This is a genomic window from Mesorhizobium sp. M0491 (genome assembly GCF_040321265.1).
Classification (GTDB): Bacteria; Pseudomonadota; Alphaproteobacteria; order Rhizobiales; family Rhizobiaceae; genus Mesorhizobium.
This window is the reverse complement of sequence record NZ_JAMYRE010000005.1, coordinates 224,781-238,741: the sequence shown is the minus strand read 5'-3', so window position 1 is coordinate 238,741 and position 13,961 is coordinate 224,781. Positions and strand designations below refer to the sequence as shown.

The following is a 13,961-nucleotide window of genomic DNA, read 5'->3' as shown; positions in this document are numbered from 1 at the left end:
GCCTTACTCCTTGCGCGGCCTTTCGGCCCGGCTGCCGGAACCCCACAAGGCGCGCTTCAGCAGGTTGCGCTTGCGTGGGGCGAGATTGATGTCGCTGACAAGCTTGGCGCCGCCCTCGCGCCGTTCGAGGGTGATCTTGCGGCTGTGGAAGGCTTCCAGCTCGGCCCGGTGCGCCACGCTGATGATGGTGACATCAGGCAATTCGCGGATCACCGTCGCCATCATGGTGTCCTGGCTCTTCTCGTCGAGCGCCGAGGTTGCTTCATCCAGCACGACGATATCGGGGCGGTGCAGCAGCAGGCGCGCGAAGGCGAGGCGCTGCTTTTCGCCGCCCGACAGCGTCTGGTCCCATGGCGCTTCTTCCTTGATCCTTTCGGCAAGATAGGCAAGGCCGACCTTGTCGAGGGCGGCCTTGATCTGTTTGATCGTCCACTTGTCCGCCGCCGCGGGATAGGCGACCGCGCGGCGAAGCGTGCCCGAGGGGATGTAGGGGCGTTGCGGCAGCATGAACAGTCGCCTGTCGGCGTGGAAATTGACGCTGCCGCCGCCCCATGGCCACAGGCCAGCAACGGCCCGCACCAGCGTCGACTTGCCCGAGCCGGATTCGCCGGCCACCAGCACGCGCTCACCCGGTTCGATCGCAACCTCGGTTTCCTTGACCACGGAGGTGCCGTCGTCGAGCGTGACGGAGAGATCGTCGAGGCTGAGCATCGCACCGTCTTCGGTTTTGCCGTGCTGGATGCGTCCGAGCGCGTCGCTCTGCTCCGCACGCTCGAGCCCGTCGAGCGACATCATCAGCGAGGCGATGCGCCGCGCCGAGGCGTTCCAGTCGGCAAGACGCGGGTAGTTGTCGACCAGCCATCCGAACGCGCCTTGCACAATGCCAAAGGCAGACGCTGCCTGCATCACCTCGCCAAGCGTCATCGAGCCTTCGAGGAATTTTGGCGCGCACAGCAGGATCGGCACGACCGGCGCAAACAGGCTCGATCCCTGCGACACCGCCGCCGTGCGCATGTGCTGGCCCGTCAGCAGCGCCCATTGCCTGAGCACATGGCCGAAATTCCTGTCGATGCCGCTGCGCTCCTCCTCCTCGCCGCCCAGCAAGGCGATGCTCTCGCCGTTTTCGCGCACGCGCGTCAGCGTGTAGCGCAATTCGGCTTCCGCCTGGTTCTTCTGCTCGGAGAGCCGGACGAAATGGCGGCCGATGACCACCATCGAGGTCGAGGTGATGGCGGCATAGATCATCGCGGTGATGACTAGGAAGCCGGGAATGGTAATGCTCTCGCTGCCGATCGGCAGGGTGAGCGCGCCGCCGATGGTCCACAGCACGACGATGAAGGTCGAGGCCGACAGGAACGCGTTGAGGACGCCGGCGATGAAATCGACCGGCGACTCGGTGGCGATGCGCAAATCCTCGGTCATGCGGGCCTCGGGGTTCTGGTGGTCGCCGCCGACGAGGTTCAATTGGTAGTAGCGACCGCTTGCCAGCCAGCGCGCAATGACCGCGGTGGTCAGCCAGGAACGCCAGCGGCGCTGGATCGTCATGCGCAGGTAAACCTGCGCGACGACAAGGCTGCCGCTGCAGATCACCAGCGGTACGAATAGCGCGCTGAGGAAGTAGACGCTGCGGGCGTTGCGCTGCTCGAGCGCATCGAACATCGAGCGGTTCCAGACATTGATGCCATACTGGAAGCCGATATTGATGCAGATTAGAAGCAACACCCCGATCGTGAACGGCCAGGCGAGCCGGTCGCCGCGCCGGCTCCAGTAACCGCGCGCGCTGATCCAGAAACGCCGCAGCAGATATTTCTTGCGCGCCTGCTCGGCCTCTTCGAGCGTCAGTTGCGGATCGGGCTCGACAGCCTCCGGTGGCGGTCCCGGCTGGCCGTCGACCTCGGGGGCAGCTTCGGCGGCCGACGGCTTTTTTTCGCGCAACTCCTCGTGGCGTGGCCTCTGGTCACGCGGCGCTTGCTGTCGCGGCTTCAAGGCATCGCGCGGTTTGATGCCGTCGGCCTGTTTCAATTTGGGTTTCGCCTCGGACATACGCTCCGACAACGACCTCAAAATCAAAAGGTTTCATGACGTCAGCCGACTTGAACCTGAAATCAACGCAGTGGCGGAACCGGCCGCAAAAACCTTTTCGCCGCCGATCCAGACGCCCTTCGTGTCGAGATCGTCCGACAGCGCGACCATGTCCGCGGCCGTGCCGTTGGCGAATCGGCCCAGCCGGTGCGACTGGCCGATTGCTTGCGCCGGATAGAGCGAGGCCATGCGCAAGGCCTCGGAAAGCTCGACCCCGACGACGCGGTGGATGAAACGAACGGCCGAGATCATATCGAGATCGGCGCCCGCCAGCGTTCCGTCGGCGAGCCTCAGGCTGCCATCCCTTCGATAGATGGTGCGGCCGTTGAGTGTGAACGACGTCATGTCGGTGCCGATTGTCGCCATGGCGTCGGTGACCAGCACGATTTTGCCGGGACCTTGCTTTGCGCGCAGCGCGATCTTGATCGTGGCCGGGTCGACATGGATGCCGTCGGCGATGAGACCGGCGGACAAGCTGCCGATGTCGATGGCAGCCCCCGCCAGTCCAGGTTCGCGATTGCCGATCTGGCTCATCGCGTTGAACAGATGGGTGACCATCGAGGCGCCGGCCTCTGCAAAGGCGCTGGCGGCGGCATAGCCGGTATCGGAATGGCCAAGGCTGACGATGATGCCGGCCTTGGCGAGTGCCGCGACGCGCGCCGGCTCGACGGATTCCGGGGCAATGGTGGTGAGCAGCACCGGTAGTTTTTGCCGCGCGGCGATCAGCATCGCCTGGTCGGCGTCCGTCATCGGCCGGATCAGCGCCGGATCATGTGCGCCCTTGCGGGCGACCGACAGATGCGGGCCTTCGAGATGCAGTCCGAGAAACCCAGGCACCTTCTGGCGCGCCGCTGCCTCGCCGGCGGCGACAGCGGCGGCGGTGATGTCTGATGTGTCGGTGATCAGAGTCGGCAGCAGCGCCGTCGTGCCGAAGGGCGCATGTGCGCGGCAGATGGTCTCGATCGAAGCGACATCGGGGTGGTCATTGAGCATGACGCCGCCACCGCCATTGACCTGCAGGTCGACGAAGCCCGGCGTCAGCACGCCGCCGCCGGTGTCGACGACGCGGATATCCGAGGCGATGGCGCCGGCGGGCAAAATGGCCTCGACGAGACCGTCGCGCACGACAAGCGCGTGGCCTTCATGCCAGTCGTCGCCGTCGAAAATCCGGGCGCCGGTCAGGGCAAAGCGGCCGCTCATACTGTCTCCGTTACCTTGCGAAGGTTGCGCGGCGTATCCGGATCAAGACCGCGGTGGCGGGCAAAGGCCTCGACGAACATGTAGAAGGACACAATCAGCGTCAGCGGGTCGGTCAGGGGATGGCCGGTGGCGACATGAGGCAGGCGCACGGCGCGTTTGCCTAGTGCCGAGGTGACGAACACCGGCGCTCCCTTGGCCGCCAGGCTGTCGGCGGCCTCGGCGATGGACGGTTCGGACGCATCGCGCGCGGCCAGCGCCAACACCGGAAAATCGGGGCCGATCAGCGCCAGCGGGCCATGCATGACTTCGGCGGCGCTGTAGGCCTCCGCATGAATGCCGCAGGTCTCCTTGAACTTCAGTGCCGCCTCATTGGCCATCGCCGCCGACGGGCCGCGGCCGAGAATGAACAGCGATTTCTGTTTCTCGATCGTCTCAGACAGCACGCTCATCCAGTCGCAGGCGATCGCCTTGCGGAAATGCTCCGGCAAGCCGGCCAGTGCCACCAGCAGCGCTTCGTCACCGGTGGCGTGCGCCATCAGAGCGAGGCCGGCGACGGCCGAATTGATGAAGGTCTTGGTGGCCGCCACGCTGCGCTCGGGGCCGGCCAGGATATCGATTGCATAGTCCGAAGCACGCGCCAGCGGCGAATCGGCGGTGTTGGTGATGGCGATGGTCAGCGCGCCGCCGGCCCGTGCCGTCTCGGCCATGGCGACGATGTCGGGGCTCTTGCCCGACTGCGAGATCGCCAGGCAGGCCGAGCCGGCGAGCCTGAGCTTGCGGCCGTAAATCGAGGCGATGGACGGTCCGACCGATGCGACGGCGAGGCCGGCGGTCAGTTCGACGGCATATTTCATGAAGGTGGCGGCATGGTCAGACGAGCCGCGCGCCACGGTGACGACAAACTGCGGGTCGCGTTCGCGGATGCCGCGCCCGGCCTCGGTCAGCACGGCGCCGGAGCCGTCGAGCAGGCGGGCGACCGCTTGCGGGACCTCCTCGATCTCGCGCCGCATATGGGTCATTTCTGTCGTGCTCATGGTCGGCCCTCTTCGCTCGGCCCTGTCAGCCGCAGTTCGGCGACGAAATCATAGGCGTCGCCCCGGTAGATGGAGCGGGTGAATTCGATCACCTTGCCGCTCGCCAGATAGGAAATGCGTTCGATGTGCAGGCCGGCAATGCCTGGCGGCACTTCGAGCAGGCGCGCGTCGCTGTCGCCGAGATTGGCGGCGGAAATGCGCTGCACCGCCCGCACCGGCCGGTTGCCGGTCAATTCCAGCGCCGCATAGAGCGAGGAGCCTATATCAGCCGGATCGGGCAACACGCTGGCCGACAGCGAGGCGCGCTCGATCGCCAGCGGCGTGTCGTTGGCGATGCGCAGGCGCGCCACGCGCGCCACCAGTTCGCTCGAGGACAGGCCGAGCACCATCATCTCGTCGGGCGAAGGTGCGTAAAGGCCGCGGTCGAGCCATGCCGAACGCACAGCCATGCCGCGCCGCGCCATGTCTTCGGTGAACGAGGTCAGCCGCGACAGCGACTGTTCGACACGCTCCATGCGCGGCGCAACGAAAGTGCCGGAGCCGTGGCGCTGCACCAGGATGCCGCCCTTGACGAGGTCCTGCACCGCCTTGCGCACGGTGACCCGCGAAATATCGGCCTTGGTGGCGATGTCGCGCTCGGAAGGCAGCGCGTCGCCCGGCCCGATCAGGCCGCGATTGACCGCGTCCTCGATGCTCTTGCGAAGCTGCAGATAAAGCGGCGCGCCGCTTTGCGCCTGATGTTTGAGCGTGGCGAAGATCTGGTCGGCGGCGTCGCTCATCGAGTTGCCTCCGCGTGTCCGGCGAAAAGGCGAACCGCCATCTGCACCGCGCCGCCCAGTGCGTCGTCGAGCGGCGGCTTCAGCAGCGCCCGGTAGCGGGCAGACAGGCGCGGCGCGTAGAGCGGCGCCAGCCCGCCGAGCAGGCACAGCGGCGCGTCGTCAGCAAGGTCGAGCGCGCCGAGCGAGGCTTCGACATCGGCGACCACCCTGTCGAGGATCCAGTTGGCGACGCTGTCGCCCTTCTCGGCATGCTCGAACACCTTGGGTGCGAAGCCGCCGAAGTCGCCCGGCTTGGCATTGGTGGTGAATTCGACGACGTCCTCCGGGTTGTTGCGGAACACGGCCAGCATGCTCTGCGTCAGCGGCGAACCTTCGCGGACGCCGTCATAGGCAAGCAGTGTCTGTTCGAGCAGGTCGCGGCCGATACGGGCGCCGCTGCCCTGGTCGCCAACCTGGAAGCCCCAGCCGCCGATGGCGCGCGATTTGCCTTGTCTGCGCGCCATATAGGCGGTGCCGGTGCCGAGGATCGCCATGGCGCCGTCGCCGGAGCCGACAGCGCCTTCCAGTGCGATCTCGGCGTCGGTCTCGACGCGGCTGATGCTGAACGGCAGGATCGCTTCGAGCTGCTGACGGTAGGTGCCGACATTGGCGCCGGCAAGGCCGAGAATTGCGGGAGTTCGCGGGATCAATTCCGCATCCTGCCCGGCGGCGAGGAACGCCTGCCGCGCGGCCTCGACGATGTTCGAGCGGGCGCCGGTCAGGTCGGTGCGGATGTTGGCGGCGCCGCTTTTGGCGCGGCCGATCACCATGCCGTCCGCCGTTGCCAGGGCGGCCCTGCAGCTGGTGCCGCCGCCATCGATTCCGAGCACGAAATTCACGTGATTTCTCCTCCAGGCGGACAATACCAATAAAATACCAATAGCCAAGGGTTAATTTCCGTTTCAAAAAGATTAAGCCGTATTTTATTGGAAAATCTGCGTATCTCGTCGGCTCAGCGATTTCCGACCAGCGAATTCGTTAATGCGTGTGGACAAGTGGTATTTTTTTGGTATTGTTCTGGTATTGGAGGAACCGGGATGGCCGAAACGCGCACCGAAGCGCTTCACAAAAATGCCGAGGGGCTGGATATCCAGGCCCCGGACACCGTCCTTTCCTATTTGGCCGACGCGCAGATCGAAGCCGCGAAGGTCGTGCGCCATGCCATTCCATCCATTGCCAGGGCCGCCGAGATCATCGCGGGCAGGCTGAAGAGCGGGGGCAAGCTTGCCTACGCCGCGGCCGGCAGCTCAGGCCTGATGGCACTGGCCGATGCGCTGGAGCTTCCGGGCACCTTCGGCATTCATCGTGACCGTATTGCCATCCTGATCGCCGGCGGCGACGACGCCTTCCGCACATTGGCCGGCGGGCCGGAAGACGATGCCGAGGAGGCCGCGGCAGCGGTCGCCAAGGCGGGCCTCCGCAAGGGCGACTGCCTGATCGCCATTTCCGCCAGTGGCACGACGCCTTATGCGGTGCGGGCCATCGAGGAAGCGGCGCGCCGCGGCGCTGCCACCATCGGTATCGCCAACAACAGGGACTCTGCGCTGCTGCGCCAGGCACAAACCGCCATCCTGCTCGAAACGCCACCGGAGCTGATCGCCGGCTCCACGCGCATGGGCGCCGGCACCGCCCAGAAGATCGCGCTCAACATGCTGTCGACGCTGACCGCAATCCATCTCGGCCATGTGCATGACGGCTACATGGTCAATCTCATGGCCGACAACATCAAGCTGCGCGACCGCGCGGCGCGCATCGTCGCCGCCGTCAGCGGGCGCGACACGGACGAGGCGGCCCGCCTGCTCGAGAAGAGCGGCGGCGCGGTCAAGACCGCCATTCTGCTCGCCGCCGGCGCCGACAGCACTGACGCGGCGCAGAAGATACTGGAAGAGGCCGGCCAGAAGCTGCGGCCGGCCCTTTCCGCGATAGAGGGGAGCAAAGGGCGCACTGCCTCCGTTCTCATCAAAACCGAACCTGAAAAAGGTCAACAGGGAGACTGAGCATGACAACGAAACTACTGACGGCACTGCTTTTGGGCACCAGCATTCTCGGCTCGGCCGGGGTGGCTTATGCCGCAGACGTAACGCTCAACATCGAAAGCTGGCGCGGTGACGACCTTGCCATCTGGAAGGACAAGCTGATCCCGGCCTTCGAAGCCAAAAACCCGGGCATCAAGGTGGTGTTCGCGCCGTCGGCTCCGACCGAATATGACGCGGCGCTGGGCGCCAAGCTCGCCGCCGGTTCGGCGGGCGACCTGATCACCTGCCGCCCATTCGACAAGTCGCTCGAGCTGTTCAAGAAGGGCAACCTTGCCGACCTCTCGGCATTACCCGGCATGGAGAACTTCTCACCCGTCGCCAAATCCGCCTGGCAGACCGACGACGGTAAGGCGAGCTTCTGCGTGCCGATGGCCTCGGTCATCCACGGCTTCATCTACAACAAGGACGCCTTCGACAAGCTCGGCATCAAGGTGCCGGAGACCCGCGACGAGTTCTTCGCCGCGCTCGACAAGATCAAGGCCGACGGCACCTACATCCCGATGGCGATGGGCACCAAGGATCTCTGGGAAGCCGCGACCATGGGCTACCAGAACATCGGCCCCAACTACTGGAAGGGCGAGGACGGCCGCGCGGCGCTGATCAAGGGCGAGCAAAAGCTGACCGACAAGGACTGGGTCGCGCCCTATGAGGAACTGGCCAAGTGGAAGCCTTATCTCGGCGACGGCTTCGAGGCGCAGACCTATCCGGATAGTCAGAACCTGTTCACGCTCGGCCGCGCCGCCATCTACCCGGCCGGCTCGTGGGAAATCGGCCTGTTCAACACCCAGGCGCAGTTCAAGATGGGCGCCTTCCCGCCGCCGGTCGAGAAGGCCGGCGACACCTGCTACATCTCCGACCATACCGATATCGGCATGGGCCTGAATGCGGCTTCGAAGAACGCCGATCCGGCCAAGACCTTCCTGTCCTGGGTCGCTTCGCCGGATTTCGCCACCATCTACGCCAACGCGCTGCCGGGCTTCTTCAGCCTGAACTCCGCGCCGGTGAAGATGGCAGACCCGCTGGCGCAGGAATTCGTCTCCTGGCGCGCCAAGTGCAAGCCGACGATCCGTTCGACCTACCAGATCCTGTCGCGCGGCACGCCGAACCTCGAGAACGAGACCTGGGTCGAATCGGCCAACGTCATCAACGGCACCGATACGCCGGAAGCTGCCGCCAAGAAGCTGCAGACCGGCCTCGACAGCTGGTACAAGCCGGCGAAGTAGAGCTCAGGCAACGGAGCCGGCCGGGCGCACGCCTGGCCGGTTCCGGACCACCTCCTTCACAGTGCACCTATTCAGATTGCGATTGTCGGCACCGCCTCCCGGCCTTACCCTCACTGTTGTGGGGAAGGCTAGCTGATCAGTCGCAGGCCTTGTTCTTGCCGCATCCGGTAAGGATGTCAGGGCCGTGCATCGAGGCATCATCTAGATCGATACCCTTTGGAACCGAGAGACGGCGGGGACCGAACTCATGGCCGCAGATATCAGACCGAAAAGACCGTTCCGCTGGCACATCGGCATCTTCCTGGCGCCGGCGGTGCTCGTCTACTCGGCGATCATGATCCTGCCGCTCGCCGGCACGCTGCAGCTGTCGCTGTTCCGCAACATCGAGCAGCATCAGGTCTTCGTCGGGCTGCAAAACTTCCGCACGCTGTTCGGCGACCCCAACTGGTCGGTGGGTTTCTGGAACGCGCTCAGGAACAACACCTGGTTCTTCATCATCCACATGATCGTGCAGAACCCGATCGGCGTCATGCTGGCCGCCCTGCTGTCCAGCCCGAGACTGAGGTTCGCGGCCTTCTACCGCACGGCGATCTTCGTGCCGACCATCCTGTCCTTCGTCATCGTCGGTTTCGCCTGGAAGCTGATCCTGTCCCCGTTGTGGGGCGTGGCGCCGCATCTGATGGATCTCGTCGGCCTCAAAAGCCTGTTCACGCCGTGGCTCGGCAAGGAGCAATATGCACTGACCGCACTCAGCCTGATCTCGGTGTGGCAGTTCGTCGGCATCCCGATGATGCTGATCTATGCCGCCCTGCTGTCGATCCCCGAAGAGGTGATCGAGGCCGCCGAATGCGATGGGATTACCGGCCTTTCACAGTTCTGGAAGATCAAGCTGCCGCTGATCCTGCCGTCGATCGGCATTATCTCGATCCTCACCTTCGTCGGCAATTTCAACGCCTTCGACCTGATCTACACCGCGCAAGGCGCGCTCGCCGGGCCGAACTATTCGACCGACATTCTCGGCACCTTCCTCTACCGCGCCTTCTTCGGCTTCCAGCTGCAGACCGGCGACCCCAATATGGGCGCGGCGATTGCCACGATGATGTTCCTGATCATCCTCGGCGGCGTCTGCGTCTACCTCTTCCTCGTCCAGACGCGCCTGCGTCGCTACCAGTTCTGAGGGGCGAGATGTCGAGCTTGAACACCCCCCTCTGGCCTGCCGGCCATCTCCCCCGCAAGGGGGGAGATTGGCAGCGTTGGCCTTGCCGGCCATCTTGCTGCGTCGGTGATTGGCGAAAGCAGTCGCGACATCCGATCTCCCCCCTTGCGGGGGAGATGTCCGGCAGGACAGAGGGGGGTGCCTTGGCGCCATTCCTTGGAAGTGTGCGTCAGGAGACCTCCCAATGAGCACCGCCACCCGTTCCGTGCCCCGCACCATCGGCGCCCACGCGATCCTGTTGACCTACACGGCGATCGCGCTGTTTCCGGTGATCCTCGTCATCATGAACTCGTTCAAGTCGCGCGCGGGCATCTTCGGCGCGCCGCTGACGCCGCCGACGCCCAAAACCTTCGACCTGATCGGCTACACGACGGTGATCGGCCAGGGCGACTTCATCCACTATTTCCAGAACAGCCTCGTCGTCACCGTCGCCTCGCTGTTCTTCGTGCTGTTGTTCGGCGCCATGGCGGCGTTCGCGCTGTCGGAATACCGCTTCCGCGGCAGCTCGCTGATGGGGCTTTATCTGGCGCTCGGCATTATGATCCCGATCCGGCTGGGCACCGTCGCCATCCTGCAATTGATGGTGGCGAGCGGGCTGGTCAACACGCTGACGGCGCTGATCCTGGTCTACACCGCGCAGGGCCTGCCGCTTGCCGTGTTCATCCTGTCGGAATTCATGAAGCAGGTGTCCGACGATCTGAAGAATGCCGGCCGTATCGACGGCCTGTCCGAATACACCATCTTCTTCCGCCTGGTGCTGCCGCTGGTCAGGCCATCGATGGCAACCGTCGCCGTCTTCACCATGATCCCGATCTGGAACGACCTGTGGTTCCCGCTGATCCTGGCGCCGTCGGAGGAAACCAAGACGGTGACGCTCGGCGCCCAGCTGTTCCTCGGCCAGTTCGTCACCAACTGGAACGCCATCCTGGCGGCCCTGTCGCTGGCGATCATGCCGGTGCTGATCCTCTACGTCATCTTCTCGCGGCAGCTGATCCGCGGCATCACGTCCGGAGCCGTCAAGTGAACTCTGAAACACCTCTTCGCGTCGTCGTTGCCGGCCTCGGCAATATGGGCCGCAGCCATGCGCTGGCCTATCACACCAATCCGGGTTTCGAGATCGCAGCGCTGATCAACCGCTCCGACGTGCCGCTGCCGGACGGGCTGTCGGGTTACGGCATCAGGCGCTCCTTCGATGACGCCCTGCGTGACGAAAAGCCCGATGTCGCTTGCATCGCCACCTATTCCGACAGCCATGCCGACTATGCGGTAAAAGCGTTCGAGGCCGGCTGCCATGTCTTCGTCGAAAAGCCGCTGGCAACGACCGTGGCCGACGCCAAGCGCGTCGTCGCGGCGGCGAAGGCCAATGGCAGAAAACTGGTGATCGGCTATATCCTGCGCCATCACCCGTCCTGGATCAGGCTGATCGCCGAGGCCCGCAAGCTCGGCGGCCCCTATGTCTTCCGCATGAACCTCAACCAGCAATCCTCGGGCCACACCTGGGAGACGCACAAGCAGTTGATGCAGACGACGTCGCCGATCGTCGACTGCGGCGTGCACTATCTCGACGTCATGCTGCAGATCACCGATGCCAAACCGATCGAGGTGCGTGGCATGGGCGTGCGGCTGACCGAGGAGGTGGCACCCTCGATGTACAATTACGGCCATCTGCAGGTGCTGTTCGATGACGGGTCGGTCGGCTGGTATGAGGCCGGCTGGGGGCCGATGATTTCGGAAACGGCGTTCTTCGTGAAAGACGTGATCTCGCCCAAGGGCTGCGTATCGATCGTGATGAAGGAAGGCGTCAAGTCCGACGACATCGACACCCACACCAAGACCTCGACCATTCGCCTGCACAGCGCCGCGACCGGCGCGGACGGCAAGTTTCTCAAGGCCGACGAAATGCTGTCGATGGCAGGCGAACCCGGCCATCAGGACCTCTGCGACCTCGAACAGGCCTTCGTGCTGAAGGCGATCCGCGAGGATCTGGATCTCACCAAACATATGGACGACGCGGTCAAATCGCTCGCCGTCTGCCTTGCCGCAGACGAGAGCGTGCGCAGTGGAAAGGCGGTGCGATTGTGACCGCAGAATTGTCGTCACGGGTTGCATTCGCGCCCACATTCCAATCCGGAGGATCGCCGTGGGCTCGCTGAACATTGAGAACGTGAAAAAGGCCTTCGGGCCGGTCGAGGTGCTGAAGGGCATCAACCTCGAAGTGAACGACGGCGAATTCGTCGTCTTCGTCGGCCCGTCTGGCTGCGGCAAGTCGACCTTGCTCCGAGTCATTGCCGGACTGGAGGATTCGACCTCGGGCCGCGTCGTCATCGACGGCGCGGACGTCTCGGCCACGCCGCCGGCCAAGCGTGGCATCGCCATGGTGTTCCAGACCTATGCGCTCTACCCGCATCTGACGGTGAAGAACAATATGGGCCTTGGCCTCAAGCAGGCAGGAACGCCGGCGGCCGAAATCGAGCGCCGCATCGGCATCGCGTCATCGATGCTGTCGCTGGAGCCCTATCTCGAAAGACGGCCGGCCGAACTCTCCGGCGGCCAGCGCCAGCGCGTCGCCATCGGCCGCGCCGTGGTGCGCGAGCCAAAGCTTTTTCTCTTCGACGAGCCGCTTTCGAACCTCGATGCGGCACTGCGCGTCAACACGCGGCTGGAGATCGCGCAGCTGCATCGCCGGCTGAAGGCAACGATGATCTACGTCACCCACGACCAGGTCGAGGCGATGACGCTGGCCGACAAGATCGTCGTGCTCAATGCCGGCAGGATTGAGCAGATCGGCGGCCCGATGGAGCTCTACAATTCGCCGGCAAATGAGTTCGTCGCCGGCTTCATCGGCTCACCGAAGATGAATTTCGTCGACGGCGCCCGCCTCGGCGAAACCGCCAAGACCATCGGCGTGCGGCCGGAACATTTGACCGTCGATCCGAAATCCGGCGCCTGGAAGGGAACGGTGGTGCACGCCGAGCATCTCGGCGCCGACACCAATCTGTATCTCGACTGCGAGAAGGCGGGGCTGATCACCGTGCGGATCTTTGGTGTTTATGATGCCGAGCCGGGTGCCACGCTGTATGCGACGCCGGATCCGGCGAAGACGTATCGGTTTGGCGCTGATGGGAAGGTGTTGAAGTAGCTTGACACCCTCTTCCTTTCCTCTCCCTCCGGAGGGGGGAGAGGTGGCGCCGCGAAGCGGCGACGGAGTGGGGGAAGACCTGGACCAAAGCCAAAACCGCCATAGGATAGGGACTGACGTGTCAGTACAGTCGCTTCGACAGACGAGCGGATCGAGCCCCCACTCCGTCGAGCTTCGCTCGCCACCTCTCCCCCGATCGACGGGGTAGAGGAAAGGCGCGAAACCGCCCCTTCCTCTTCTCATTCCAGAGACACAAGGAGAGAACAGAGAAGCCTACACGTCAGCCTTGAACGTCTGCTTCTGCTGGCCCAGCCCTTCGATGCCCAGCTCCACGACATCGCCGGCCTTCAAGAACACCGGCGGCTTCATGCCGAGCCCGACGCCGGGCGGCGTGCCTGTCGAAATAATGTCGCCGGGGTGCAGCGACATGAACTGGCTGAGATAGGAAACCAGATACTTGACGCCATAGACCATGGTCTTGGTCGAGCCGTTCTGCATCGTCTTGCCGTTGACGGTCAGCCACATTTTGAGGTTCTGCGGATCGGCTACCTCGTCCTTGGTCACCAACCACGGGCCGGTCGGGCCGAACGTGTCGCAGGACTTGCCCTTGGTCCACTGGCCCTGGCGCTCGGCCTGGAAGGCGCGTTCGGAGACATCGTGGGCAACGCTATAGCCGGCGACATAGTCGAGCGCATCGGCCTCGCTGACATATTTGGCGGTTTTGCCGATGACCACGGCCAGTTCGACTTCCCAGTCGGTTTTCTCCGAGCCGCGCGGGATCAGCACGTCGTCATCCGGCCCGACAATGGCCGAGCTTGCCTTCATGAAAATGATCGGCTCCGGCGGCACGGTGGCGCCGGTCTCGGCGGCGTGGTCGGAATAGTTGAGGCCGATGCAGATGAACTTGCCGGTTCCGGTAACGCAGGCGCCGAGGCGCGGGCTGCCGGAAACCGCCGGTAGCGACTTGGGATCCAGCTTGGCCAGTGCAGCCAGCGATGCCGGGTCGAGCGTCTTGCCGCCGATATCGGTGACGTGAGCGGAGAGATCACGGATCGTTCCATCCGCATCGAGCAGGCCGGGACGTTCGCTTCCCACCTCGCCATAGCGCAGCAGTTTCATCTAAATCCTTCTCCTGATTGCGGCCTCGTGGCCCTTTGCAAACTTTCCGCCAAGGCGATGCTCCTTCAAGGAACCGGCGGACCGTACCCATCGA

The 13,961-nt window shown here is 64.3% G+C and carries 12 protein-coding genes; 6 read left to right on the top strand and 6 right to left on the bottom strand.

Annotation, left to right across the window (positions count from 1 at the left end):
* Positions 1-3: 3 nt before the first annotated feature.
* The 5 genes from NKI69_RS08445 to NKI69_RS08425 are packed head-to-tail and all read right to left on the bottom strand — an operon-like array spanning position 4 to position 5,973.
* Positions 4-2,043 (bottom strand): ABC transporter ATP-binding protein/permease, encoded by a 2,040-nt coding sequence (locus NKI69_RS08445; RefSeq protein ID WP_023810866.1) that lies wholly within the window; start codon positions 2,041-2,043, stop codon positions 4-6.
* Positions 2,044-2,076: 33 nt separating this feature from the next.
* Positions 2,077-3,282, bottom strand: coding sequence for an N-acetylglucosamine-6-phosphate deacetylase (gene nagA, locus NKI69_RS08440; RefSeq protein WP_023810865.1), 1,206 nt, complete (start codon positions 3,280-3,282; stop codon positions 2,077-2,079).
* On the bottom strand, positions 3,279-4,316 hold the full coding sequence (locus NKI69_RS08435) for an SIS domain-containing protein (protein WP_031213096.1): 1,038 nt from the start codon (positions 4,314-4,316) through the stop codon (positions 3,279-3,281). The genes nagA and NKI69_RS08435 overlap by 4 nt, the downstream gene beginning before the upstream one ends.
* A complete protein-coding gene (locus NKI69_RS08430; RefSeq protein ID WP_023810863.1) occupies positions 4,313-5,095 on the bottom strand; it encodes a GntR family transcriptional regulator in 783 nt (260 codons plus the stop codon). The genes NKI69_RS08435 and NKI69_RS08430 overlap by 4 nt, the downstream gene beginning before the upstream one ends.
* On the bottom strand, positions 5,092-5,973 hold the full coding sequence (locus NKI69_RS08425) for a glucosamine kinase nucleotide-binding domain-containing protein (RefSeq protein WP_023810862.1): 882 nt from the start codon (positions 5,971-5,973) through the stop codon (positions 5,092-5,094). Before NKI69_RS08425 ends, NKI69_RS08430 begins: the two co-directional genes overlap by 4 nt.
* 198 nt (positions 5,974-6,171) lie before the next feature.
* Between NKI69_RS08425 and NKI69_RS08420 the strand changes: the two genes are divergently transcribed.
* From NKI69_RS08420 to NKI69_RS08395, 6 genes are all read left to right on the top strand, one after another.
* A complete protein-coding gene (locus tag NKI69_RS08420) occupies positions 6,172-7,131 on the top strand; it encodes an N-acetylmuramic acid 6-phosphate etherase (protein ID WP_023810861.1) in 960 nt (319 codons plus the stop codon).
* A gap of 2 nt (positions 7,132-7,133) precedes the next feature.
* Complete coding sequence (locus tag NKI69_RS08415) at positions 7,134-8,393, top strand: ABC transporter substrate-binding protein (protein ID WP_023810860.1); 1,260 nt, start codon at positions 7,134-7,136, stop codon at positions 8,391-8,393.
* A gap of 247 nt (positions 8,394-8,640) precedes the next feature.
* Positions 8,641-9,570, top strand: a complete 930-nt coding sequence (locus tag NKI69_RS08410) for a carbohydrate ABC transporter permease (protein ID WP_023810859.1) — start codon at positions 8,641-8,643, stop codon at positions 9,568-9,570.
* Between the two features lie 223 nt (positions 9,571-9,793).
* Positions 9,794-10,633, top strand: coding sequence for a carbohydrate ABC transporter permease (locus NKI69_RS08405; protein WP_023810858.1), 840 nt, complete (start codon positions 9,794-9,796; stop codon positions 10,631-10,633).
* Complete coding sequence (locus NKI69_RS08400; RefSeq protein WP_023810857.1) at positions 10,630-11,691, top strand: Gfo/Idh/MocA family protein; 1,062 nt, start codon at positions 10,630-10,632, stop codon at positions 11,689-11,691. The genes NKI69_RS08405 and NKI69_RS08400 overlap by 4 nt, the downstream gene beginning before the upstream one ends.
* A 58-nt stretch (positions 11,692-11,749) precedes the next feature.
* Entirely contained in the window at positions 11,750-12,748 is a 999-nt protein-coding gene (locus NKI69_RS08395) for an ABC transporter ATP-binding protein (RefSeq protein ID WP_023810856.1), read from the top strand.
* A gap of 273 nt (positions 12,749-13,021) precedes the next feature.
* On the opposite strand, the gene NKI69_RS08390 is transcribed toward NKI69_RS08395, so the two are convergent.
* Positions 13,022-13,867, bottom strand: coding sequence for a fumarylacetoacetate hydrolase family protein (locus tag NKI69_RS08390; RefSeq protein ID WP_023810855.1), 846 nt, complete (start codon positions 13,865-13,867; stop codon positions 13,022-13,024).
* Between the last annotated feature and the right edge of the window lie 94 nt (positions 13,868-13,961).